The 24,377-nt window shown below is 63.1% G+C and carries 18 protein-coding genes and 1 pseudogene; 11 read left to right on the top strand and 8 right to left on the bottom strand.

From position 1 onward, the window contains the following. Positions 1-396: 396 nt before the first annotated feature. The 7 genes from hemC (at position 397) to QFZ94_RS26340 (ending at position 9,480) form a co-directional block, all read left to right on the top strand. On the top strand, positions 397-1,395 hold the full coding sequence (hemC, locus tag QFZ94_RS26370) for a hydroxymethylbilane synthase (RefSeq protein WP_429460570.1): 999 nt from the start codon (positions 397-399) through the stop codon (positions 1,393-1,395). Further along, positions 1,395-3,386 (top strand): fused uroporphyrinogen-III synthase HemD/membrane protein HemX, encoded by a 1,992-nt coding sequence (hemDX, locus tag QFZ94_RS26365; RefSeq protein ID WP_429460568.1) that lies wholly within the window; start codon positions 1,395-1,397, stop codon positions 3,384-3,386. Before hemC ends, hemDX begins: the two co-directional genes overlap by 1 nt. 2 nt (positions 3,387-3,388) lie before the next feature. Next, a complete protein-coding gene (locus QFZ94_RS26360; RefSeq protein ID WP_368584554.1) occupies positions 3,389-4,579 on the top strand; it encodes a heme biosynthesis protein HemY in 1,191 nt (396 codons plus the stop codon). A 193-nt stretch (positions 4,580-4,772) separates the two neighbouring features. Next, positions 4,773-4,931 carry a hypothetical protein gene (locus QFZ94_RS26355; RefSeq protein ID WP_429456375.1) on the top strand — a complete coding sequence of 53 codons (159 nt, stop codon included), beginning with the start codon at positions 4,773-4,775 and terminating at the stop codon, positions 4,929-4,931. 109 nt (positions 4,932-5,040) lie between these two features. Next, the gene (gene ltrA, locus QFZ94_RS26350) at positions 5,041-6,408 is read left to right on the top strand and encodes a group II intron reverse transcriptase/maturase (protein WP_429456418.1); all 1,368 of its coding nucleotides are present in this window, start codon (positions 5,041-5,043) and stop codon (positions 6,406-6,408) included. A gap of 183 nt (positions 6,409-6,591) precedes the next feature. Further along, entirely contained in the window at positions 6,592-7,626 is a 1,035-nt protein-coding gene (locus QFZ94_RS26345) for an SDR family oxidoreductase (protein WP_429461928.1), read from the top strand. 114 nt (positions 7,627-7,740) lie between these two features. Continuing rightward, positions 7,741-9,480, top strand: coding sequence for a SulP family inorganic anion transporter (locus QFZ94_RS26340; RefSeq protein WP_368584555.1), 1,740 nt, complete (start codon positions 7,741-7,743; stop codon positions 9,478-9,480). A gap of 21 nt (positions 9,481-9,501) precedes the next feature. Here QFZ94_RS26340 and QFZ94_RS26335 read toward each other — a convergent pair whose 3' ends face one another. The 4 genes from QFZ94_RS26335 to QFZ94_RS26320 form a co-directional block, all read right to left on the bottom strand. Beyond that, entirely contained in the window at positions 9,502-9,864 is a 363-nt protein-coding gene (locus QFZ94_RS26335; RefSeq protein WP_410849709.1) for a hypothetical protein, read from the bottom strand. Further along, positions 9,861-10,097: a hypothetical protein gene (locus QFZ94_RS26330; RefSeq protein WP_429460565.1), complete on the bottom strand. Its 237-nt coding sequence runs from the start codon at positions 10,095-10,097 to the stop codon at positions 9,861-9,863. Before QFZ94_RS26330 ends, QFZ94_RS26335 begins: the two co-directional genes overlap by 4 nt. 234 nt (positions 10,098-10,331) lie before the next feature. Next, complete coding sequence (locus QFZ94_RS26325) at positions 10,332-10,922, bottom strand: hypothetical protein (RefSeq protein WP_429460563.1); 591 nt, start codon at positions 10,920-10,922, stop codon at positions 10,332-10,334. An 8-nt stretch (positions 10,923-10,930) separates the two neighbouring features. Next, the gene (locus QFZ94_RS26320; RefSeq protein ID WP_429460561.1) at positions 10,931-14,707 is read right to left on the bottom strand and encodes a type VI secretion system Vgr family protein; all 3,777 of its coding nucleotides are present in this window, start codon (positions 14,705-14,707) and stop codon (positions 10,931-10,933) included. 392 nt (positions 14,708-15,099) lie between these two features. Here QFZ94_RS26320 and QFZ94_RS26315 point away from each other — a divergent pair. After that, a pseudogene (locus tag QFZ94_RS26315) lies at positions 15,100-15,371 on the top strand (NADP-specific glutamate dehydrogenase); the annotation flags it as partial. Between the two features lie 108 nt (positions 15,372-15,479). Here the strand turns inward: QFZ94_RS26315 and QFZ94_RS26310 are convergent. Continuing rightward, on the bottom strand, positions 15,480-17,006 hold the full coding sequence (locus QFZ94_RS26310) for an aldehyde dehydrogenase family protein (RefSeq protein ID WP_410849711.1): 1,527 nt from the start codon (positions 17,004-17,006) through the stop codon (positions 15,480-15,482). 310 nt (positions 17,007-17,316) lie between these two features. On the opposite strand from QFZ94_RS26310, the gene QFZ94_RS26305 reads away from it, so the two are divergent. The 3 genes from QFZ94_RS26305 to QFZ94_RS26295 all read left to right on the top strand — a co-directional run bounded on the left by QFZ94_RS26305 (position 17,317) and on the right by QFZ94_RS26295 (position 20,612). Then, positions 17,317-19,353 (top strand): sigma-54-dependent Fis family transcriptional regulator, encoded by a 2,037-nt coding sequence (locus QFZ94_RS26305; RefSeq protein ID WP_429460559.1) that lies wholly within the window; start codon positions 17,317-17,319, stop codon positions 19,351-19,353. Between the two features lie 180 nt (positions 19,354-19,533). Further along, on the top strand, positions 19,534-20,175 hold the full coding sequence (locus tag QFZ94_RS26300; RefSeq protein ID WP_429460557.1) for a glycine zipper 2TM domain-containing protein: 642 nt from the start codon (positions 19,534-19,536) through the stop codon (positions 20,173-20,175). Between the two features lie 143 nt (positions 20,176-20,318). Continuing rightward, positions 20,319-20,612 carry a hypothetical protein gene (locus tag QFZ94_RS26295; protein WP_368584562.1) on the top strand — a complete coding sequence of 98 codons (294 nt, stop codon included), beginning with the start codon at positions 20,319-20,321 and terminating at the stop codon, positions 20,610-20,612. 62 nt (positions 20,613-20,674) lie between these two features. Here QFZ94_RS26295 and QFZ94_RS26290 read toward each other — a convergent pair whose 3' ends face one another. The 3 genes from QFZ94_RS26290 to QFZ94_RS26280 all read right to left on the bottom strand — a co-directional run bounded on the left by QFZ94_RS26290 (position 20,675) and on the right by QFZ94_RS26280 (position 24,326). Then, entirely contained in the window at positions 20,675-21,892 is a 1,218-nt protein-coding gene (locus tag QFZ94_RS26290) for an NAD(P)/FAD-dependent oxidoreductase (RefSeq protein WP_429460555.1), read from the bottom strand. 216 nt (positions 21,893-22,108) lie between these two features. Continuing rightward, the gene (locus QFZ94_RS26285) at positions 22,109-23,428 is read right to left on the bottom strand and encodes an MFS transporter (RefSeq protein WP_368584564.1); all 1,320 of its coding nucleotides are present in this window, start codon (positions 23,426-23,428) and stop codon (positions 22,109-22,111) included. 139 nt (positions 23,429-23,567) lie between these two features. Continuing rightward, positions 23,568-24,326, bottom strand: a complete 759-nt coding sequence (locus QFZ94_RS26280) for an SDR family oxidoreductase (protein ID WP_410849715.1) — start codon at positions 24,324-24,326, stop codon at positions 23,568-23,570. Positions 24,327-24,377 lie beyond the last annotated feature (51 nt).

Genomic DNA, 24,377 nt, shown 5'->3' with positions numbered 1-24,377 from the left:
CGAGACGGCGACCGCAAACGGCGCTTGCCGACCCACTTCGAAGCGAGCCGCGCGTGCCGCACCGCGTGCGAGGAACGACGCAAGCGCTGCCGATCGCGCGACGCCGACGAGGGAGAAGGGAGCCACGGGCAGCCAGCCCGCGAAGAGACTGAACGCGCGGCACACATTGCCGCAGCATGTTCGCCGCATTGCATCATCCCGCATGCCGCCGCGCGGCGCGCGAACGACCGTGCGTGACAACGCTGAATGGGGGCCTTCGCGCGCGGCGCGAAGCCCGTCTCCTCCGTCGATACCGCTTGCGCACGGCGCCCCGCGGTGCTCTGGAACCCAAGGGCACAAATAAGGGCGCGTGCTAACATTGATTGTTATTCCATCCCGACATCAAGCAGCAAGCTAATGAACACCGAGACGTTTTCCACGCCACCCCACACGCTTGTGATTGCGTCGCGAGAGAGCCGTCTTGCCATGTGGCAAGCCGAGCACGTGCGATGTGCGCTGCACAAATTATATCCATCTTGTGACGTAAAAATCCTCGGAATGACGACACGTGGTGATCAGATTCTCGATCGCACGCTGTCCAAGGTTGGTGGTAAAGGGCTCTTCGTGAAAGAGCTCGAAGCCGCGCTCGCCGATGGCCGCGCCGACCTCGCGGCGCATTCGCTGAAAGACGTGCCGATGGAGTTGCCCGCCGGTTTCGCGTTGTCCACCATCATGGAGCGCGAGGACCCGCGCGATGCGCTCGTATCCAATCAGTACGACTCGCTCGCCGCGTTGCCGGCCGGTGCGGTGGTCGGCACCTCGAGCCTGCGGCGTGAAGCGATGCTGCGCATGCGCTATCCGCATCTCGACGTGCGGCCGTTGCGCGGCAATCTCGATACCCGACTCGCCAAGCTCGATCGCGGCGACTACGCGGCGATCATTCTGGCCGCGGCCGGGCTGAAGCGTCTCGGTCTCGCCGAGCGCATCCGCGCGCTGCTCGATCCGGAAGATAGTCTGCCCGCGGCTGGCCAGGGCGCGCTCGGCATCGAGATTCGCGCCGATCGCGCGGAGCTCGCCGCATGGCTTGCGCCGCTGCATCATCAGCACACGGCGGCGGCCGTCGAAGCGGAGCGGATGGTGTCGCGCGCGCTCGGCGGCAGCTGCGAGGTGCCGCTCGCCGCCTACGCAACGTGGGGCGACGGCGCGCTGCATCTGCGCGGCATCGTCGCGACGCCGGACGGCCAGCGCGTGTTGAGCGCGCAGGCGTCGGCGCCGGCGCCCACCATCGAACGCGCGCTCGCGCTCGGCGAGGAAGTGGCGCATTCGCTCGCGCAGCAAGGGGCACTCGAGATCGTCCGCGCGCTCAGCACCGCGAGCGGTCCAGCGGCCGCGCCCGGCGCGGCGGCCAGCGAGTGATGGCCGCCGGTACGCCCGAGAAGGCGCCGTTCACGGTCGTGATCACACGGCCGGCCGGCCAGTCGAGCGAGCTCGTCGAACGGCTCGAAGCAGCCGGCCTCGCGTCGCTCGACTTCCCGCTGATCGACATCGCACCCGTCATCGACGACGCGCCGTTGTGCGCCGCGCTCGCGTCGCTCGAACGCTACGCGCTGGTCGTGTTCGTGTCGCCGAACGCGGTCGATCACGCGTTCGCGCGCCATCACGAAATCTGGCCGCACGCGCTGCCGGTCGGCGTGGTCGGCCCGGGCAGCGTGCATGCGCTCGCGCGCCACGGTGTCAGCGCGCCGGAGCATCGCGTGATCAGCCCCGCGGCGGGCGCCGACGACGAATCCACGAGCTTCGACTCCGAGGGCCTGTTTGCCGCGATCGAGGCGCAATTCGGCGCCGCGGGCTTCGAAGGCAAGCGCGTGCTGATCGTGCGCGGCGACGGCGGCCGCGAATGGCTGAGCGAGCGCCTGCGCGAAGCCGGCGCCGAAGTCGACACGGTCGCCGCGTACCGGCGCATCGTGCCGGAGCCGTCGATCGGCGCTTGGGCGCGCGTGCACGAACTGCTCGCGGGCGCGCCGCACGCATGGCTTCTGACCAGCTCCGAGGGCGTACGCAATCTGCAGGAACTTGCCCACGAGCATCTGACCGCTGGCGAGATCGAGCAGCTCAAACACGCGCCGCTCGTCACGCCGCATCCCCGCATCGCGCAGACCGCGCGGGCATTGGGTTTTGATAGGATTACGGTGTCCGGCGCGGGCGACGAGCGCATAGTCCGCGCCCTCGTGGCCGCGGCCGCCGTGCCTCCCGTCGTCCAACCGGTATCGTCCAACCCGGCTCAACCACGCATGACTGAAACGAACGCATCCACGAACGCCTCACCTCAGCCGCCGGCAAGCGCCGCCTTGCCGCCGAACCAACCTTTCACGCCGTACGAAGCGCAAAAGCGCAGCAGCACGAGCGGACCGCTGCTGTGGTTTGTCATCGTGGTGATCGCGTGCGCGGTGGGCGTGGGCGGCTTCGCGATGAACCACAAGCTGGTGCGCACCGAGCAGGAACTCGCGCAGCGTCAGCAGGCCAACGACACGCAGACCAACGAACTGCGCATCAAGATCGACCAGGCGCTCGCCACCGTGCATCAATCGGACTCGCAGGTCGCGCAGCTCGAAGGCAAGCTCGCCGATGCGCAGGCCGCGCAGCAGGCGCTGCAACAGCAGTACGCGGACCTCGCGCGCAATCGCGACGACTGGACGCTCGCCGAAGTCGGGCAGATGCTGTCGGCGGCCAGCCAGCAGTTGCAGTTGACCGGCAATACGCAGCTCGCGCTGTTCGCATTGCAAAGCGCCGATACGCGCCTCGCGGCGTCCGATAGCCCGCAGGCGCTTGCGGTGCGCAAGGCGATCGCGCAAGACATCGACAAGCTGAAGGCCGCGCCGTCCACCGATCTGACCGGCCTCGCGATCAAACTCGACAACGCGATCGATCACGTGAGCGGCCTGCCGCTGTCGGGTGAAGCACCGATTCCGCGTGCCACGCCGCACGCGGCCACGTGGGCCGACACCGCGAAGGTGGCCGCCGCCACCGGCAAGCCGCGCTGGGAAGTGTGGATCGACGAGGTCACGCACGGCATCGGCGAACAGCTGTCGAGCCTCGTGCAGGTGCGCCGTATAGATAACGCCGACGCGATGCTGGTCTCGCCGGATCAAGGCTACTTCGTGCGCCAGAACCTGAAGCTGCGTCTGCTGTCGGCGCGCCTCGCGCTGCTGTCGCGCAACCAGACCACGCTGAAGTCCGATCTGCAGGCGGCGCAGTCCGCGTTGACGCGCTACTTTGACACTTCGTCGAAAGACACGCAGATGGTTATCGATCTCGTCAAGCAGGTGGACGCCGGTTCGGCCGCGGTCGAGCTGCCGAACCTCGATACGAGCCTGCAGGCCGTCAATCAATACCGGAACCGGGGTTAATCATGGCGATCCGGGGACTTCTATGGCTCGCGGCACTGTTCGCCGTCGCGGTCATGCTCGCGGTGGGTGGGCGCTTCGACGCGGGGCAGGTGCTGCTGATCTATCCGCCGTACCGTGTCGACATGTCGCTGAATCTGTTCATCGTCGGGCTGGTGGTGCTGTTCATCCTGCTCTACGCGCTGTTGCGCATCATCCGCAATATCTGGCGCATGCCGCAGCGCGTCGCCGCGTACCGCGCCCGCGCGCGTGTCGCGAAGGCGCACGCGGCGTTGCGCGACGCGATCGGCAACCTGTACGCGGGCCGTTTCTCGCGCGCGGAAAAGGCCGCCAAGGACGCGCTCACGAATGGCGACAACAAGGGCGCGGCCGGTTTGATCGCGGCGACAGCCGCGCATCGCATGCATGAATACGGGCGGCGCGACGAATGGCTCGCGCAGATCGACGAAGCCGAGTGGCAGGACGCGCGCCTGATGGCCACCGCCGACATGCGCGCCGACGGCCGCGACGCCGACGGCGCGCTCCATGCGCTGACCGAGATGCAATCGCAAGGCGCGCGGCGCATCCACGCGCAGCAGATCATGCTGCGAGCGCAGCAGCAATTGAAGAACTGGGGCGAAGTGCTGAAGCTCGTGAAGACGCTCGAGAAGCGCGAGGCGATTCATCCGGCGGTCGCGGTGCGGCTGCGTCAGCTGGCGGCGGAAAATCTGCTGCGCGACCGTCGCCACAATGCCGAGGCGCTGCTCGAATTGTGGAATTCGCTGTCGGCGACCGAGCGTCATTCGCCGCGCCTCGCCGATACCGCCGCCGAACTGCTGGTCGCGCTGAACCGCCCGCAGGAGGCGCGCAAGATCGTCGAGGAAGCGCTTGCACAGAACTGGGATGCGCGGCTGTTGCGCCGCTATCCGGACACGGCCGGCGGCGATGCGTTGCCGCTGATTCAGAAGGCCGAGGCGTGGCAGAAGGATCGGCCGGAAGACGCGGACCTGATGTTCGCGCTGGGGCGTCTGTGCCTGCATCAGCAGTTGTGGGGCAAGGCGCAGTCGTTCCTCGAACGCGCGCTGAAGCTCGCCGACAACGAGACGCTGAAAATCCGCTCGCATCGCGCGCTCGCGCGTCTGCACGAGCAGCTTGGAGACACCGACAAGGCGAGCGAGCACTATCGCGAGAGTGCGTTGGCGATGAACGTGACGTGAGTTAAGTCTCTTTAGCCGCTACCAGATGGCCGCAGCCTCGTGCTGCGGCCATTTGTTTTTCGTGCGCCCAGCATGGGCGCATTCCTGCGGGTGTAAGTCCCGCCATAAGCTGGTCACAGCGAATGAAGTGAAGCGCAACTGCACGAGGGCGACCGGATGTGGGGAGGAAGCGTGGAGCGTAAATCGCGAGCCGATGAACAAGAACCGTATAGAAGGCGCTGCCGAGCAGGGCGAGCGGGCGAAAAACCGCGAAGCTCTCGTGACCAAGGTGAAGTGGCGTAGATGCGGCGGTTGTGCGATGAAGGAGTGCGTTCTTACCTGGGGAGGCCTCGCCTCATGCCTGAAAGGGTGACGGCGTCGAGCCGGAGCGAGGAGTCAGCAGAGGCCGTAGTAGTCACAGGACAGGTCGATGAGTCCGAAGCTGGTGACGAAGGGCCAAACGGGAAGGAGTGTCCAGCGTCATGTCGATGCGACAGGTACTGCGTCAGAAGCCCGTGCAAGCGGGGCGAGCGGGAGGCACACGCGGTGAAGCTGCGTCTATGCCCGTGAGCGACGAAGCCTGTTGCCCGCGCCATGAATCCGGGGACACAGGGTCAGCGCTGCTGATGGCGGCGCTGACGAGAGAGAACCTGAAGCAGGCATTCAAACGGGTACGGGCCAACAAGGGAGCCGCTGGCGTGGACGGTCTGGACATTGACCAGACGTCGCGCCATCTGGTGACGGCGTGGCCGGCGATCCGTGAACAGTTGCTGAAGGGGACGTACCGGCCCAGCCCGGTACGGCGGGTGACGATCCCGAAACCGGACGGAAGCGAGCGCGAGCTTGGCATCCCGACGGTGACGGACCGGCTGATCCAGCAGGCGCTGCTGCAGGTGCTGCAACCGGTTCTGGACCCCACCTTCAGCGCGCACAGCTATGGTTTCCGGCCCGGACGGCGTGCGCACGATGCGGTGCTTGCCGCGCAGTCGTACGTGCAGTCGGGCCGGCGAATCGTGGTGGACGTTGATCTGGAGAAGTTCTTCGACCGGGTCAACCACGACATCCTGATCGACCGTCTACAGAAACGTATTGGGGACGCCGGGGTGATCCGGCTGATCCGGGCGTATCTGACGAGCGGCATCATGGATGGCGGTGTGGTTCAGCAGCGCGAACAGGGCACGCCGCAGGGCGGGCCGCTATCGCCGTTGCTGGCCAACGTGTTGCTCGACGAGGTGGACAAGGAACTGGAGCGGCGCGGTCACTGCTTCGCGCGCTATGCCGACGACGCGAACGTGTACGTTCGCAGTCGGCGCGCGGGCGAACGGGTGATGGCGTTGCTGCGGCGGCTGTACGGGCGACTGCGTTTGAAGGTCAACGAGACCAAAAGCGCAGTGGCCAGCGTGTTTGGACGCAAGTTCCTGGGCTACAGCTTCTGGGTGGCACCCGGACGCGAGGTCAAGCGCCGCGTGGCGGACAAACCGCTGGCGACGTTTCGGCAACGCATCCGGGAACTGACCGCTCGTTCATGCGGGCGCAGCCTGCGGGAAGTGGTGCGACAGGTACGCGCGTACCTGCTGGGCTGGAAGGCGTACTTCCGTCTGGCGCAGACACCGAAGGTCTGGCGTGAGCTGGACAAGTGGTTGCGTCACCGACTGCGCGCAATCCAGCTCAAGCAGTGGAAGCGCGGTACGACGATGTACCGCGAACTGCGCGCGATGGGCGCCGCCGTTGATGTGGCGCGACGGGTGGCGGCCAACGGCCGTCGCTGGTGGCGCAACAGCGGCAGGCTGCTAAGCAGACTGTTCACGGTGGCGTGGTTCGACCGGCTGGGTTTGCCCCGTCTCTCATGACCTCAACTTCCCGAACCGCCCGGTGCGGACCCGCATGCCGGGTGGTGTGGCAGGGGCGCAGCCCGATGGCTGCCCCCTATGCCGATCGGCGCCGCTGTCCGGCTCGAATCGGCGGGACTGCGCTTTGCTTCACACCTCACTGGATGCGCAACCTGGGAGGTGTTCAAAGTGGCCAGCGACACTATGACCGTGCAAACCGACACCCGCGGCGGCGACGTCGAGCGCAAGGGCGTCGTCGTCATTACTGGGGCAAGTGCCGGCGTGGGGCGCGCCACCGCGTCCGAGTTCGCGCGGCAGGGCTATGACGTTGGGCTGATCGCGCGCGAACCGCGACGGCTCGCGCGTGCCGCCGAGGAGATCGCCGCGACCTATGGCGTGCGGGCACTCGCGCTGCCCGCCGACGTCGCCGATGCGGATGCGATCGAGCGCGCCGCGCAGCGCGTGGATCGCGAGTTGGGCGGCATCGACGTGTGGGTCAACGTCGCGATGGCGACCGCGTTTGCGCCGGTGTCCGCGCTCAGTGCGCGCGATGTCGAACGCGGCACGCAGGTGACCTATCTGGGGCAGGTCAACGGCATGCTGGCGGCGCTCCCCGTGATGCGCGCGCGGGGACACGGGACGATCGTCAATGTCGGCTCGGCGCTCGGGTACCGGTCGGTGCCATTGCAGTCGATCTATTGCGGCGCGAAGTTCGCCGTGCGCGGCTTTACCGATTCATTGCGTTCCGAGTTGCTGCACGACGGAGTCGATATCCATCTGACGATGGTCGATCTGCCCGCGGTCAATACCCCGCAATTCGACTGGGCGCTCAATCGCATGGGGCGCAGGGCGCGGCCGGTGGCGCCGGTATTTCAGCCCGAGGTGGCGGCGCGGGCGATTTACTTTGCGGCCACCCATCGGCGGCGGCAGGTGTGGGTCGGGTGGTCGACGGTCAAGGCGATCCTCGCGAACCGGATCGCGCCGACGCTGCTCGACCACTATCTCGCGCGGGCGGGTTACGACGGGCAACTGACCGATGAACCATTGCCCGCCGATGCGCCCGCGAATCTCTACGAGCCGGTGCCCGGCCACTACACCGCGCATGGCCGCTTCGATGATGAAGCGCGCGCGTACTGCTGGGAGTTGTTTACCGACCGCCATCGCAATGCGGTGTATGGCGCGGCGGTGCTGGCGCTGGCTGGGGGCGTCGGGTGGCTGCTGAGGCGCAGGCGGCCTTGATGCGCAATCGGTGTGCGTCCTCCCTGTCGCCGATGAAAGCTCTGGACTATCCTACGAAGGACAGTGCCGCCCGCAATCCGTGGCGCGGCGTCCTCGACTGCGAACATTCCAAAAATGGAAGCGGACAGGCCCGTTCCTCACAAAGAGCAGACCATTGCAAGCAGCGCGCACCGCTGGATGCGCTGGCTGCCGGGACTGACGGTGCTCAAGGCGTACCGCTTGAGCTGGCTGCCGAGCGATCTGACGGCCGGACTGGTACTGACCACGATGCTGGTGCCGGTCGGGATCGCTTACGCGGAGGCATCGGGGGTCCCCGGCGTGTTCGGCCTGTACGCGACGATCGTCCCTTTGTTGGCGTATGCGCTGTTCGGCCCGAGCCGGATTCTCGTGCTCGGCCCCGACTCCGCGCTCGCGGCTCCGATTCTGGCGGTGGTCGTGCAAGTCGCGGCGGGCGACCCGTCGCGCGCGATTGCGGCGGCCAGCATGATGGCGATCGTGTCCGGCGTGTTCTGTATCGTGATGGGCTTGCTGCGGCTGGGATTCATCACTGAATTGCTGTCTAAGCCCATTCGATACGGCTATATGAATGGCATCGCGCTCGCGGTGCTGATCAGTCAGCTACCCAAACTGTTTGCCATTTCGATCGAAGAGCGCGGGCCATTGCGGGACATCGTGAGCCTCGTGCAGGCCATCGCCGATGGCAAATCCAACTGGTACAGCTTCGCGGTGGGCGCGGGAAGCCTCGTGCTGATCCTGTTTCTCAAGCGCTTCGAGAAGTTGCCGGGCATTCTGATCGCCGTGATCGTCGCGACGTTGTGCGTGACCGCATTGCACCTCGATAGCGTCGGCGTGAAAGTGCTCGGCAAGATCCCTCAAGGCCTGCCGACCTTTGCGCTACCGTGGGTCACCGACGCCGATCTGGTGAAGATACTGCTCGGCGGCTGCGCGGTCGCGCTGATTTCGTTCGCCGATACCAGCGTGCTGTCGCGGACTTTCGCGGCACGTTTTCGCAGCCGCGTCGACCCTAATCAGGAGATGGTCGGGCTCGGCGCGGCCAATCTCGCGGCCGGCCTGTTTCACGGTTTCCCGATCAGCAGCAGTTCGTCGCGCACGCCGGTCGCCGAGGCGGCGGGCGCGAAGACGCAACTGACGGGCGTCGTCGGCGCGCTGGCGGTCGCGGCGCTGCTGCTGGTCGCGCCGAACCTGATGCACTACCTGCCCAACAGCGCGCTTGCCGCGGTTGTCATCGCGGCGGCGATCGGTCTGTTCGAGATCACGGACCTGAAGCGGATATTTCGCATCCAGCAATGGGAGTTCTGGCTGTCGATGGCCTGCTTTGCCGGCGTCGCGGTGTTCGGCGCGATTCCGGGCATCGGCTTCGCGGTGGTGATCGCGGTTATCGAGTTTCTGTGGGACGGCTGGCGACCACACTACGCGGTGCTCGGCCGCGTCGAGGGTTTGCGCGGCTATCACGACGTGGAGCGTTATCCGGACGCGAAGCGAATCCCCGGACTGGTGCTGTTTCGCTGGGATGCGCCGCTGTTCTTTGCGAATGCCGAGCAGTTTCAGGAGCGCCTGCTCGAAGCCGTCGCGGAATCGCCGGCACCGGTCAAGCGCGTGGTGGTGGCGGCCGAACCGGTGACGAGCGTGGACGTCACCTCGGCCGATATGCTGCGGGAGCTGACGCGCACGCTCGACGAGCGCGGGATTGCATTGCACTTCGCGGAGATGAAAGATCCGGTTCGCGACAAGCTAAAACGCTTCGAGTTGACCGATCTGATTGGCGATGCGCGCTTTCATCCGACGGTCAGTAGTGCGGTCGATAACTATGTCGAGACGGTTGGGGAGGAATAGACGCCCTTTGCCACCAGTTGTTCACGACGGATTCTGTTCACGGTGTCGCGGTCGCAGCGCGGAATAGTCGCGATTCAGAAGAACGTCCATCAGGACGGGCGTTTTGGGTGCGTCCGGCGCTGGATCCTTTGGATCGCGGGCGCCGAAAGCAAATTCGACGTCCACCGGAAATCGGCTCGTCGGCAGATTCGAAGCACGATAGCGATAGCTATGCAGCCGGATCTGCGACAGAGCCGTGCCCATATCATTGCCGGGCCGCCGCTCGCCATTGCCGTCGATCCAGTAACCGATATCGACCTGGAGGAGATCTTCCAGTGTCGAGCGGTTAATGCCGGTCGATAGTGGACTGAAGCGGATCGTGAAGTGCGTCGCGACTTGCTTCACTTTTGCGCGGTCGGCGGAGGGGGCAGCGGATCGGGTATCGCAACTACAATGATTTGCGTATCCGGCAAGACCGGATTCACGAAGGAATACTCCGTAACACCCACCACACCGCGCTCAGGCCGCGCCGCAAGAATGCGGCCGAATATCGTACGAGCGGGATCGAAGGGCTGGTCGTCCCGCAGGATTGCAGTGGTCGATATGCTGAAGGCAATGTCGCGCTGCGCGTCGGTCACAGTCTCTCTCGTCTCAGTTTCTGGCGCTGACGGTCCTGTGAGCGTCGACGTACTGGGCTGTGCAGGTACTGAGGTTGCGAACGAGAGGATCATCAGAACCCTGACAGTAGGTCTTAACCACCTCCGCGCAAGCGTCGGCATGTTCTTCATGAAGTTGGCTCTATAGCCGGTTTCGAATTTCGCCATTTTTTGTGTGGGAGCAGGCACGTTTAGCAGGTCACATCAAGACGGCCTCTAATCATGGTGTCGCGGGCGCAGCGCGGAATAGTCACGATCAAGGTGAACGTCCATCAGGACCGGCGTGTTGGGTTCGTCAGGCGCCGGATCGTTTGGGTCTGGGTCGCCGAAAGCAAACTCGACGTCCACTGGGAACCGGCTCGTTGGCAGAGTGGAAGCGCGATAGCGATAGTGATGCAGACGAACCTGCGGCGGCACCGTTCCCATATCATTGCCCGGGCGCCGCTCGCCGTTGCCGTCGATCCAGTAGCCGATATCGACCTGGAGGAGATCTTCCAGCGTCGAGCGGTTAATGTCTGTCAAAAGCGGACTGAAGCGGACTGTGAAGTGGGTCACGACTTGCGTGACTTTCGTGCGGTCGGCAGAGGGGGAGGCAGGATCCGGCGCCACAAATAGAATAATTTGCGTCCGCGGGAAAGCCGGATTCACGAAGGAATACTCCGTACCACCTACTTGACCACGCAGAGGATCAGCCGCAAGAATCTGCCCGAATATCGTGTGCGCGGGATCGAAGGGCTGGTCGTCCCGCAGGATCGCCATTGCGGTGGTCAATATTCTGAATGCCATGTCGCGCTGGGTGTCAGTCACAGCCTGTCTCATCTCAGCTCCTTGACGGTCCTGAGAGCGTCGGCATACTGAGCCGTGCATGTACCGGGATTGCGAACAAGAGGATCAGCAGAATTGCGCCAGTAGGCCTGAACCACTTCCGCGCAGGCGTAGGCATCTTCTTCGTGAAGTTGGCTCCTGTACCCAGTTTCGAATTGCGCCATTCTTTGAGCTGTTTCAGCAGAGACATTCAGCAGCTCACACACCTGCCTTTCAGCACGCTGGATATCTCGCTTGACGTATTCCCAGCCCGGCTTGTTCTGTAGGTAGGAAATTAGCCAGTAGTAGTGAAATACAAGCATCCTGTGCAGACCAATGTGAACGCGGTGATCGTCGGGTAGCGGCGTGTTTTCAGCCGCTGTGTAGGCTTTTTTCAGCATCGTTGTCCAATACAACGACCGAATGTTCGGCAGGTCCCTGTAGTCGTCTAGAAAGTGCTGAAGCAAAGAGAACATCCAGAAGTACTGCTGGCAGTGGCGAGACTCGTGATACAACGTGTCGGCAAATGCTCTGAGCCGGTTATCGAGAGCGGCCGGTTTGTCCCTAAGTTCAACAATGCGCGCAATCTCGCTCTCGTTGACGACGATCGCCCAATCCCCACCGATGAATGCGGCGCTAACATCCTGTCGCAGCTTGTACTGCGTTGCACGCTCTGGATCGACAATCACAACCCGTGGCATGGCGCCGCTGGTTTCCGGGCTAGCAGCAAAGCCTCGCGGCAATCCAAAGGGCCCGGCACCGAGCGCGTCTTCCAATTTCGGCATGACCGCGTTTTGAATCATTCTTATCGAATTGGGAGTCAACGGCCAAGCCACCCCGCCCCAATCGATCCCCTGCAACGCGGCCTTAATCGCAGCCGCATAAGCCTTGGTCACCGGGTACTCGACACCCTTGCGCATCGACATACCTACTGGCGTGTCGCTCTCGGCCGCACCGTTGACGAAGTGATAAAACCGCAGCCCGAAGTTCATCGGATCGCACGAGACGAATTCGGGTGGTCTATGTTCCGTCGTCGCGCTCTGGTTGGGAGAGGTCACGTCCTTTCCTGCGACCGTCGCACCGCGCTTCTCGGCATTGGGTACCGCGCCAGCGAATGGCTCGTTCGCCGCCCTGATCACCGCGCCTCTGCTAACCGCAATCACTTTATCCGGCTCGCTGGCGGCAAGCAGTTCGACCGTCGCGAACGCAAGCATGTTGCTGGTGACGAGACTCGCCTCGCCAAGCGCGTTGGTCACACCTTGAATCAGTTGACCATCGTCGAGCGTGATCCGATACGGCTGGTTCGGTAGCGCGAAGCCGGAATCGTGTTCGATCAGCACGTGATGCGCCGCCAGCCTGCCGGGATCGTCTGGCGTGACGGGCAGACTGACAGGCCGTGCCGCTGGCCCCTCGGTCCGATGACCGCTCGCATGGACCCGATGTTCCCCACCCGTATAGACCTTGTACCCATCCGAATTGATGACCACCTTCGTGTTACCCGCATGAAAGACGATTTCCCTGCTGGCCATCAGATTGATCGAATCGGTTCTACTGATGATGCTGACGACGCGTTGCGCGATGACCTCGACGTCATCGCTTTGTGCGTCGATCTGCACCTTGCCCGATGCGGCCTTGAGCCGGATGCCGAGATGTTGCGCAAACACCCGCACGCCGTTGACCGCGGACGCCAGCAGCGATTTCACCGCCGCGACGCTGACGTGTCCGCCCGCGCTGAGCGCGATGTGTTCGGCACTCGCCACGTGCGTGCTTTGCGCTGCGGTGAGACCGACACCCGCCGCGCTGGCCAGCACCAACTCGGGCTGGGTCAGTTGCGGAAAGGGAAGCTCCGCGCTTGCCTTGCCGCCGCGAATCGCGTCGTTCTGCGCCTTGATGGCCTGCGCGACCTCGCTTTGACTGGTCTGCTGTTCCTGTGCCTCGTGCCGCCGCGCGAGACTCGCGAGGTTCTCGTGGGTGTCGCGCGCCTGAGCGAGGCGCGCCACGGTCTCACCGGCATCCTTTGCCGGCGCGCTCGCGCCGTGACGCGCCTCGGTGGTGATCAGCATGCCTCGGTTGGCCCGCGCAACACCCCATGCGTTCGTCGCGAGTTCCCAGCCTTCACCGCGTGCCTGCTGCCGGCCTGCGTCGCGCACGACATGCGTGTTGTAGCCCAGCACGAGGCGCGACTGTGCGTGGTCGCTGGCGATCTGTGCCTGCAGTTGGCCCGGCGTGTCATCCAGTACGACGTGATTGGTCTGGCTCGCACAGCCCGCTTTAAGTTCGCTGCTAAGGACGCCCGAGAGCGCCTGGTTGTCGGGCAGCTTCCATGGCGGCTGATTCTGGCCGTTGACCATCCGGTCCGACACGTAAGGCTTGTCCGGGTCGCCTTCGTGATAACTGACCGTGACCTCTTGACCGACGCGCGGCGGATAGATCGCGCCGAAGCCGTTGCCTTGCCACGGCGACGACACCCGCAGCCAGCAACTGGCGCTGTCGTTCTTCGGGGCACGCCGCTCCCACCCAAAGCGCACCTTCACGCGTGCATATCCATCGACCCATATCGGCTGATCCTCGGGGCCGACCACGATTGCCGTTTCCGCCGCGCAACGCGGCTTTTTCTTCGGACGGTTCTTGAAGAACGTATTGACGGGTTGGAGCACGAAATCGGTCACGCACTGGCGCAGCGCATCGTTCCTGTCTGCGCCGGGTGACCGCGTGTTCTGCAGTGCGTTGCGGATATCGAGGGTCGTCGATACGACCAGATACTCGGCGTTGACTTCCCGCTGCGGATGCTTGTCGAGCCAGAATGTTTTCCCCGTTGTCAGACCGCGCAGATTCCCTTGACCCTTCAGCCGCAGACGATGACCGCGCATTGCATCGACACGCACGCTCGCGAGGTGCCCGGCTTCATCGCGGAAGTCGCTTCGCTCACCTGACAGTCCCGTCGCACCGGCAAGCGGCTGCGAGTAGTCGCCCCAGCCGTATTGCTCGCTGTTGTCGTAGGCCCGCTCGCTGTGGCTTTCGTACTCGCCCTCGAAGCGCGCGCCGGGGCGCGTGTAGTCGTAATCGATGAGGCTGACCTTGCCTGTCGTGATCTGATGCGATGCCTCGAGCTTGTGAACGTGCTCCTCGTCGACGTGCCTGCTGTCCGGCGCGTGGTAGCGCAGTGTGTCGTATGCGTTGTCGTGTCGTTTGTGCGAGCCGGGCGAATCGCACAGTACCAGGGTCATTCCGTCGAACAGGTAGTAGATTCCCCATTCTCTCCAGATCCGCGTGAGGAAATTGAAGTCGGATTCCCACATCTGCCGGACATAGTCCCGCTTCGGGTAGCCGTTGCGCAGGCCCGGTGCGCCGAATTCCATCACGACCGGAAAGTGATATCGCTCCTTGAGCACCCGGTCAGTGATGTCCACCACGCTGGCGTCCTGGAAGATCCTGCTGTCGCAATTCTTCGTGGCCAGCCACAGCCAGGGACGGACGACGAGCCGGTAATAGGCGCGCCGTTCGTCGGCGCCCATCTGTTTGATGCCTGTGATGAGGCCCGACATCGTGCGGCGGTCGGCGCTCGCGTATGCCGCGTCGCCGCGTACCAACCCGTCACGACCGACCAATCCGTTGCCGTCCAAAGCGATCGAAATGTCGATGACCTTGCCGATCAGGCGATCAGGCACGACGAGTTCCTGTGCTTGCCACACTCCGAGCGTCGGACTTTCGATCGTCGCGACATCGAGCGTGTATCGATAAAGCTTGCCTAAGGTTTCGGTGCCGCGCAGACGGAGCGGAAACAACAAAGGCGCATTGCCCCATGTGGGTAGTGCGTCACAGGAAAGACCCAGGATGTGTTCACGGAGGTGAGCAAGTTCTCGCAATTGGCACGCTCACGATGCAATCAGAATCGCGCCGCAGCCCGTGCTATTGCCTGCGAGCCGGATCATTGGCCGGCCGTTGCCGTTCGTCATCGTCGTTCCTTGTTATGTGCGAACGACAAGTATCGGGAGGGAGATGGCCCGCCGCGATCGGAATTGGATGAATTTTTAGCGTGATTGGGCGATAAATTCGATTCGTCGGGCGAACGGATGCCTCACGGCCATCATGGGTTCCTGCCAATTGCCGGCGATCGTTATGCCACGAGTCGGTTCATTTGGCACTACATCCCGGGACAAGCTCGATTCCTACCAGCTGCTTCGAAAGCAACGGCGTTCTGTACGCCCCTGGCAAGGCCAGCAACGCGGGTGGTGTCGCCACGTCGGGTCTGGAAATGAGTCAGAACGCTATGCGCATCTCCTGGCCGCGCGAAGAAGTCGATGCGCGTCTGCACGACATCATGCGCAGCATTCATGAGGTCTGCCTGCGACATGGCCGTCGCGACGACGGTTCGGTCAGCTATGTGAACGGAGCGAATATCGCCGGCTTTGTGCGGGTCGCCGACGCGTGCTGGCGCAGGGCGTGATCTGAGCGACGGGTGGGATGCCAGCGCAATTGCTGGCTCCCGCGCATACCACAACCTCTGTGGCACGCGCGGGGTAGAGCGCGCGTCGTCAGTGAACGACGCGCGCCCTCCGCTCAGAAGAAGCCAAGCGCCTCAGCCTGATAGCTGACCAGCAGACACTTCGTCTGCTGGTAATTCGACAACGCCATCTTGTGCGTTTCCCGCCCGATCCCCGACTGCTTATAGCCACCGAATGCCGCATGCGCCGGATACAGGTGATAGCAGTTGGTCCACACGCGTCCCGCCTCGATCTCGCGTCCCATCTTGTAAGCGCGGGTACCGTCGCGCGTCCACACGCCCGCACCTAACCCATAGTATGTGTCGTTCGCGAGTTCGATCGCTTGCTGTTCGTCCTTGAACGTCATCACCGAGGCGACCGGCCCGAAGATTTCCTCCTGGAACACGCGCATATCGTTGTTGCCGAACAGCATCGTCGGCTTCACGTAGAAGCCTTCGCCGAGCCCCGCGCCGGGCGTCGCGCGCTCGCCACCGACGAGGCACCGCGCGCCTTCGTCCCGGCCGATGTCGATATACGACAGGATCTTGTCGAGCTGCTGCTGCGAGGCCTGCGCGCCGATCATCGTTTCGAGGTTCAGCGGATGGCCAGCCTTGATGCGTTCCACACGGGCAATCGCCTTCTCGATGAAGCGCTCGTAAATCGACTCCTGGACCAGCACGCGCGACGGGCACGTGCACACTTCGCCCTGATTCAGCGCGAACATCGCGAGACCTTCGAGCGCCTTGTCGAGGAACGCGTCGTCGCGATCGAGCACGTCGGCGAAGAAGATGTTCGGGCTCTTGCCGCCGAGTTCGACCGTCGACGGAATCAGGTTGTCCGCGGCTGCGTGCAGGATGCGCCTGCCGACCGGCGTCGAGCCGGTGAACGCGATCTTCGCGATGCGCTTGCTGGTGGCGAGCGCTTCGCCCGCTTCCCTGCCGAAGCCGTTGACGATATTGATGACCCCGGCAGGGAACAGGTCGCCGATCAGTTCGATCAGCACGAGTACCGAAGCCGGCGTCTGCTCGGCGGGTTTCATCACGATGCAGCAGCCGGCCGCGAGCGCGGGCGCGAGCTTCCATGCGGCCATCAGCAGCGGGAAATTCCACGGGATGATCTGACCCACCACGCCAGCCGGCTCGTGAAAGTGATAAGCGACCGTGTTGTCGTCGATCTCGGAGATGCCGCCTTCCTGCGCGCGGATGCAGCCCGCGAAATAGCGGAAATGATCGACGGCGAGCGGCAGGTCCGCGGCCATGGTTTCGCGCAGCGGCTTGCCGTTATCGATCGTCTCCGCGACCGCGAGCAGCTTCAGGTTCTTTTCCATGCGCTCGGCCACCGCGAGCAGCAGATTCGCGCGCTCTGTCACCGACGTCTTCGCCCATTTGCGGCGCGCCGCGTGCGCGGCGTCGATCGCGAGGTCGATGTCCGCGGCGCTCGAGCGAGGCACGCGGCAAAACGGCTGCCCGTTGATCGGCGACACGTTGTCGAAATAGTCGCCGCCGACCGGCGGCACCCACTTGCCGCCGATGTAGTTTTCATAACGCTGGCGATAGGGATACTCGATGTCGATGCCAAGAGCTTTCAGGTCAAATGGATTCATCACTTGTCTCCGTTTTGTGATGGTGATCGGGTGACTGCGCGGGACCACATCAGGCAGGAACCATACCAATGCATCGGCATGCGAAATTTCAGGGATTGGGCCGGGCTATAAAACGGAAGTGTTCCGTTTCGGAGCAGTTGCGCGGGCAGCGGTTGTTCAGAAACGCCGCAGATTCGGCCGACGCTGATACAGATCAACGATGCGAGCCCGCGCGGGGTCACGGCGGGCGTCGGGCGGACTGTCAAACGGAGTATTCTGTCGACATGCACCAAAGCGTCCGGCACGACCCGGGCGCATTCAGGAGGAGACAATGCGCGACGACGTTCATCCGCTCAGCGTGGCGGCGGCTAACCGCCCCAAAGGTTGGCCTGCACCGGCGATCCAGAAAGCCCACGAACGTTCCGAGACGTTCGGCCTGCGCGCATCGTTCCGGCCGGATTACGACATCCTGTCCGACACGGGACTCGCGTTGAAGCGCGAACAGAACCGGGTGCTGTGCGCGCATGCGATGCCGGTCATGGAGACGCTGCGCGAGCAGATCGTCAATACGCAAAGCATGATCGTGTTGACCAACGCCGAAGGCTTGATCCTGCATTCGATCGGCGATGACGACTTTTTGCATCGCGCGGAAAAAGTGGCGCTGCGGCCTGGCGCGAACTGGGCCGAGGATCGTCAGGGCACCAATGCAATCGGTACCTCGCTCGCCGAGGGGTGTGCGATGGTCGTTCATGGCGATCAGCACTATCTGGCGGCGAACCGCTTCCTGACCTGTTCGAGTGTGCCGATTCTCGATCCGTATGGTGATCTGATCGGCGTGCTCGACGTGACGGGCGACCACCGCAGCTATCACCAGCACACGATGGCGCTTGCGAAGATGTCGGTGCAGATGATCGAAAACCATCTGTTCTCGACTGCGTTTCGCAACGTGCTGCAAGTGTCTTTTCACGGACGGCCGGAGTTTCTCGGCACGCTGATGGAAGGGATCATTGCGTTTACCGACGATGGCCGCTTTCTGTCCGCGAACCGGAGTGCGCAATTTCAGTTGGGCTTGTCGCTCGCTGCGCTGCGCGCGCATACGCTGTCGTCGCTGTTTCAGATCTCGTATGCGCAACTGATCGATCGTTTGATGCATGGCGTTGCGCCGCATCTGATGCTGAATCTGCACAACGGTGCGGTGGTATGCGCGCGTGGGCAGTTCAGGCGGGCGTCGTTTGGGCTCGAGCGCGGGGCCGTCGATGTGCAGGGTGCAGCCGCGCCGCGACCGGTGTGTGTGAATGCGCGTCAACCGGCTGCGGGACTGTCGCGGCTCAGCGATCTCGATACCGGTGATGCTCGTGTGTCCGCACTGATTGCGAAGGTTCGCAAGATGCTCGGCAAGGATATTCCGATCCTTATCACCGGCGAGACCGGTACCGGCAAGGAGCTGCTCGCGCAGGCGATTCACAACGATTCGCCGCGACGTGACGGGCCGTTTGTGGCGGTCAACTGTGCTTCGATTCCGGAGTCGCTGATCGAATCCGAGCTATTCGGATATGAAGATGGCGCGTTTACCGGCGCGCGGCGTAAAGGGGCGATCGGCAGGCTGATGCAAGCGAATGGAGGCACGCTGTTTCTCGATGAGATCGGGGATATGCCGTATTCGTTGCAGGTGCGGTTGCTGCGTGTTTTGCAGGAGCGGGTGGTGACGCCGCTTGGGGCGACGCGGGCGGTTCCTGTCGATGTCTCCGTTATTTGCGCGACTCACCGCAACTTGCGCGAGATGATTGCGCAGAATCAGTTTCGTGAGGATCTCTATTATCGGATCAACGGGCTTGCGGTTCGGTTGCCGGCGTTGCGTGAGCGGAGCGATCTGGCGGTCGTCGTTCAAAAGATGTTGCAGTGGGAATCGGTGGAAAGCGGGGGGCGGCAGGCGCTTAGCGTTGCGGCTGATGTGATGGCGGCGTTCGGGCGGCATGCGTGGCCGGGTAACTGCCGGCAACTGGCTAATCTGCTGCGGACTGCTGCGGCGATGGTGGAAGAGGATGGGGTGATCCGGTGGGAGCATTTGCCGGACGATTTTTTGGATGATGTTCGTGGTACGGCTTGTGGCGGCGGCCACGCAAGTGAAGGCGATTCTGCCGTCTCGGCCGTCTCGGACGTTGCGAATGCGGACGCGCTGGCCACAGGCGAAGCGTCGGTGCGCGACGGCTCGCGGCTGCAGGATGTCGCCGCATCGGTAGTCGCGATGACGCTGGCGCGATACGGCGGCAACGTTTCGGCGGCGGCGCGTGCGCTTGGGGTGTCGCGGAACACCATTTATCGCCGGATGCCAGCGGCCCAAGCGGGGCGGGTTGCGGAAAAGGATTGACGCGGGAGTTTTCGCGGCACCAATCGACGATGGCCGGGAGACCGGCCATTGTTTTTTCAATAAGTCGATTGGATGTCAGCGTGTCCCGGCGATCTACAACTGCTTACACATCTCACAATAGCCCGGTCCACCGGCTCGATGGCATCCGCGTTCTTGCAGGCACATACCACGGAGCCAGCAATGAACACCAACTTGCCTTCCGATTCATCCCCGCGCAGCCGCATTCATCCTCTGGTCGCCGCAGCTGCCGTTGCCGTGATTCTCGCCAGCGGCACCGGCATTGCCGCGATGACCGGCCTGCTTCCGACATCCCGAGCGGTAACGCCGCCGTCGTCGCAAACTGCCGCGGTCGCGGTGCAGCCAGCCAGCACGCCGCTCGAATCACATGTTCATCCCCGCCATAGCAATGCGTCGTCGCCAGCGCCCAGGTACGCGCACGACGATAGTTACCGTGATACCACCCAGCCGTCACCGCGACCCGTTGCCGTCGACCGTGATGCAGGTGAAGTCGTGGCGGTCAACGCAGTCCAAACGCAAGAGCCGACCACCGGACTCGGTGCAGTAGGCGGTGCGGTGGCAGGCGGCCTGCTGGGCAATCAGGTCGGTCAAGGTCGCGGCCGTGTTCTGGCGACGATTGCGGGTGCGGTTGGCGGCGGCCTTGCCGGTAACGGCATCGAACATGCGGTACGCAAAGTTGCCACCTACCAGGTGCAAGTCAGGATGCAGGACGGCAGTTATCGAAACTTCAACTACGACACGCAGCCTACCGTTCAGGTCGGTGAGCGGGTGCATGTCTATGGCGATTCGCTGAGTGCTTCGTAAGCACACGGACAACCGTGGGGCACAAGGACTTACAAAGGGTTACCAGACTGACACTTCGCGTTTATTTGCCAACTAGAGCTACACATACAATCGATATCGCTAAATCGCATCAACACCCGATGCCAGCGAACAGGGAGAGAAACATGAAGCGCAGCTTCATTTTGTGGACTGCAGGCCTTTGCGCTGCGTGCGCTTCCAGCGCTGCGCTGGCTCATGTCGACCTTGGTGTCTACCTCGGCGCGCCGGGGCCGGTTTATGTCGCGCCGCCCCCAGTAGTCTACGAGGCGCCGCCGGTGACCTACGTGCCTGCTCCGGCCTATGGCTACGGCTATGGCTATGGGTACGAATACAACGACGACCGTGACAGGCACTGGCGCCATGATCATGGCTGGCACAGGGGCTGGGAGCACCGTCATCACCGGGACGATGACGACTAGTCCGGCACTGCATCCAGTTCGCGATATCGCAGCGCTCGATGAAGAACGCGTCGATGCCTGAGTTATCTTGCCCCGTAGAAATGACGGTACTGCCACGCGGACTGCCTGATCAACTCGTCATCCGGCCATGGCCCGGTTCCAAATCTGGCAATCGATAGAGGCGATAAATCGATGAGGGGAGCACCGTCGACGATCCACGCGGCGAGCATCTCCCCCAGTGCCGGGGCGATTGAGAGTCCTGCGACATTGCAACCGCTCGCGAAGTAAAACCCCCGAATGGCCGGCGCGGGGCCGACGACGTGCTGGCCATCGGCCGTCATCGTTGGCAGCCCGCCACGATGCTCGCGGATCCCGGTGTTCAGAAGCACCGGAAGCTGAGCCTCGACGTCCCGCGCGTAGTGCCAGAGAACGTCGGCATCGAGCGACAGATCCTTGACGTCGAAGTTGGCGTCGAAGCCATTCATGTCGAAGAACCTCGGATTTTCCTCGTAGACGCCCCACAGAAATCCTCCGTCGCAAGGTCTCATATACACCGCGGCATCCATAATTCGGACCATCGGCAATTCGGCTCGGGCATCCGGCACGGGCTCGGTGACGAACAATTGCTGCGCTGTTGTAACAAGAGGAACTCGAATTCCGCTGGCCTCGGCCACTTGTCGCGTCCAGGCGCCGGCCGCATCGACCACGGCAGGTGCGTGGATACGGCCGCACGTGGTGTCGACCCCGGTCACCTCGCCGTCGTCGATCAGGACGCGCGTCACCGCAGTGTTCGGCAGTAACACAGCTCCGTTTGCCTGCGCTGCACGAGCGAAGCCGATGGCCACCTGTGCGGGATTGAAATACATGTCGTCGGCGATGTGCATCACCGCGGCAACTCCCGTTGTTTGAAGAAACGGGTTGAGCCGGTGGGCCGCGTCGACGGAAACTTCCTCCACCTCCAGGCCGTGACGCCGGCCACGCAGGATGTCTTCCTGAATGACTTCCGCATCCGCCGGTCTGCGCGCCACTTTGAGGCTGCCCGAGTGCACCCAATCCAGCGGCTGACCGGTGTCCTCAGAGAATTGCCTGAGCCTGTCAGCCGCCAGCTTGATCAGGTCGATCATCAAGTCACTCTTGCGCAGGCAGCTGACCATACCAGCCGCTCGCGGTGACGTCTGTGAGCCGATTTCGAGCCGCTCGATCATCGCGACCCGGTGAGCGCCTCTCTTCGACAAGTGGAAGGCTGTCGCTGCGCCTAACCCGCCGGAGCCAATGACGATCACATCTGCAGATTCGATCATCGATACTTCTCCTGCCTATCACGTCGTCTGAACTGCAAAACGAACGGTGCTTCACACATGATAGGCAACCATTCGCGACTCTGCCCCTTGCTGCCTCGCTCATTCGATACAACGTCGGAAAAGCGGCCCTTCGATGATTAGATGCTCGCACCTATGCCAACAAAAAAGCCCTGGCGTAGAAACATCGCCAGGGCTTTTCTCATCTGCGAGTCTGTCTTATCTATTAACGATCCTCGCCGGCACACTGATAGCAAGCAAACCGCCGAGCACCATGAACGCCGCGAGCATATACATCCCCGAGTCATTAGCGGCGGTAACCTCTTTCAACCACCCCACCGCATAGGGACTAAGGAACCCCGCCAGGTTCCCAATCGAATTGATCATCGCAATCCCCGCAGCAGCCCCAGTCCCCGCAAGAATCGCCGTCGGCAAACTCCAGAACAACGGCAGGGTGGTGAGGATGCCCATCGTGGCCAGCGTCAAGCCGGTCATAGCGAGCACGGTGTTATGCGTCCAAACGACGGAAAGCACGAGCCCCACGGCACCAAGAAACGCCGGAACCGCAATATGCCACCGCCGTTCCCTCGACCGGTCCGCACTCCGCGCAACGAACACCATTGCCACCACAGCCGCCGCAAATGGAACCGCCGACAGCAAGCCGATCAAAAACGCATCGGTAACGCCGGTCGATTTGATGATCGTCGGCAACCAGAAACTCACCCCATAAAGCCCCATCACAAACGAGAAGTAGGTGAGGCTCAGCATCAACACCCGTCCGCTCGTGAACACCTGCCGAATCGGCATATCGTGCTTGGTCGCTTCCTCGGCCGACACCTGACTCTCGAGCAACTGCTGCTCTTCCCGAGTAAGCCACTTGGCGTTCGAAATCCGATCATCGAGCACCACGAACACGATGATCCCGACGAGCACCGAAGGTATCCCTTCGAGCAGAAACAGCCACTGCCACCCGTGCCACCCATTCACGCCATTAAAGTTCTTCAGGATGTACCCAGACACCGGCCCGCCGATCACTCCAGACAGCGCAATCGCCGTCATAAACCAGGTCGTCATCCGCCCACGCCGATGCGCCGGATACCAGTAGGTTAGGTACAAAATAATCCCAGGAAAGAACCCTGCCTCGGCAAGCCCGAGCAAAAAGCGCATCACATAAAACATCGTCGGCGTCGTGACGAACATCGTCAGCATCGATATCACGCCCCACGAAACCATGATCCGCGCGATCCAGACCCGCGCGCCGACCTTGTGCAGAATCACGTTGCTCGGCACTTCGAAGATGAAATAGCCGATAAAGAAAATCCCCGCGCCGAAGCCGTACACCGCATCGCTCAAGCCAAGATCCGTGCTCATCCCCAGCTTCGCGAAGCCAACGTTCACGCGGTCCAGATACGCGACGATGTAGCACAGCATCAACAGCGGCGCGAGCCGCCAGGTAACCTTGCGATAAGTCGCCTCTTCGAACGTGGAAGGCGGCGCGCCAGCGCCGGGATGGTGGAGCGGATCCGCAGGACTCGCCATGACTGTGTCTCCTCTTGTTATGGAATTGAAATGCCACCGCCGATCGATTCTATCCGCGCCAGGCCATTTGCACGACGAATCGGTATTGGGGGAAAACACCGACTGCGCACGCAGCGCATGCGCAGCGGCTAACCCATCACTACACGCAGCGCCCGCCGTCCACTTCGAGGCAAACGCCGGTAATGAACTCCGCCTCATCCGAAGCCAGATACAGCGCGGCATTCGCAATATCCTGCGGCGTCGAAAACCGTCCGAGCGGTATCCCCGCGAGGAACTTCTGCCGATTCTGCGGGGTATCCTCGACCCCCATGAACTCGGACAGCAGCGCGGTCTCACCGATCACCGGATTCACGCAGTTCACGCGAATCCGCTCCGGCCCGAGTTCGACGGCGAGCGACTTGCTGGCGACGATCACCGCACCCTTGCTGCCGTTGTACCAGACGAGCCCCGGCCGCGGCCGCACGCCCGCCGTCGACGCGATATTGATAAAGCTGCCACCGCCTTGCTCGCGGAAATACGGCACGAACTCCTGCACGCTCCAGTAGATGCTTTTCACGTTCACCGCATAGACGCGATCGAACTCGGCCTCGGTCACTTCGAGCACCGGCTTGTTGCGATGCGTAGTGCCCGCGTTATTGACGACGATCTGCACGCTGCCGAAGTCTTCGAGCGCGGCTTCGCGCAGCGTGCGCCAGTCGTCGCGTTGCGCGACGTTGCCGGGCACCGCGATCGCCTTGCCGCCCGCAATCGCGATCTCACTCGCGACGCGTTCGGCGGCCGGCCCGTTGAGGTCGTTGACCACGACGTTCGCGCCTTCGCGCGCAAAGGCCTTCGCGATGCCTTCGCCGAAACCCGAACCGCCGCCCGTGACGATGGCCGTTTTACCTGTCAACCGCATGATGTCTCCGTTGTTTGTGATGGATAGAGCGATGCGTTGCTGCATGTAACG

The organism is Paraburkholderia sp. JPY465, from assembly GCF_050436725.1.
Lineage (GTDB): Bacteria > Pseudomonadota > Gammaproteobacteria > Burkholderiales > Burkholderiaceae > Paraburkholderia > Paraburkholderia youngii.
The sequence above is the reverse complement of the archived record's forward strand: the minus strand, read 5'-3'. Positions and strand labels throughout refer to the sequence as shown.

Bases quoted from the DNA above. Each gene is read 5' to 3' on its own strand.
- QFZ94_RS26280 (WP_410849715.1), bottom strand. From the start codon at position 24,326: ATGCGGTTGACAGGTAAAACGGCCATCGTCACGGGCGGCGGTTCGGGT.
- hemC (WP_429460570.1), top strand. From the start codon at position 397: ATGAACACCGAGACGTTTTCCACGCCACCCCACACGCTTGTGATTGCG.
- QFZ94_RS26360 (WP_368584554.1), top strand. From the start codon at position 3,389: ATGGCGATCCGGGGACTTCTATGGCTCGCGGCACTGTTCGCCGTCGCG.
- QFZ94_RS26295 (WP_368584562.1), top strand. From the start codon at position 20,319: ATGAAGCGCAGCTTCATTTTGTGGACTGCAGGCCTTTGCGCTGCGTGC.
- QFZ94_RS26290 (WP_429460555.1), bottom strand. From the start codon at position 21,892: ATGATCGAATCTGCAGATGTGATCGTCATTGGCTCCGGCGGGTTAGGC.
- QFZ94_RS26285 (WP_368584564.1), bottom strand. From the start codon at position 23,428: ATGGCGAGTCCTGCGGATCCGCTCCACCATCCCGGCGCTGGCGCGCCG.
- ltrA (WP_429456418.1), top strand. From the start codon at position 5,041: ATGTCGATGCGACAGGTACTGCGTCAGAAGCCCGTGCAAGCGGGGCGA.
- QFZ94_RS26300 (WP_429460557.1), top strand. From the start codon at position 19,534: ATGAACACCAACTTGCCTTCCGATTCATCCCCGCGCAGCCGCATTCAT.
- QFZ94_RS26355 (WP_429456375.1), top strand. From the start codon at position 4,773: ATGAACAAGAACCGTATAGAAGGCGCTGCCGAGCAGGGCGAGCGGGCG.
- hemDX (WP_429460568.1), top strand. From the start codon at position 1,395: ATGGCCGCCGGTACGCCCGAGAAGGCGCCGTTCACGGTCGTGATCACA.
- QFZ94_RS26310 (WP_410849711.1), bottom strand. From the start codon at position 17,006: ATGAATCCATTTGACCTGAAAGCTCTTGGCATCGACATCGAGTATCCC.
- QFZ94_RS26305 (WP_429460559.1), top strand. From the start codon at position 17,317: ATGCGCGACGACGTTCATCCGCTCAGCGTGGCGGCGGCTAACCGCCCC.
- QFZ94_RS26340 (WP_368584555.1), top strand. From the start codon at position 7,741: ATGGAAGCGGACAGGCCCGTTCCTCACAAAGAGCAGACCATTGCAAGC.
- QFZ94_RS26345 (WP_429461928.1), top strand. From the start codon at position 6,592: ATGACCGTGCAAACCGACACCCGCGGCGGCGACGTCGAGCGCAAGGGC.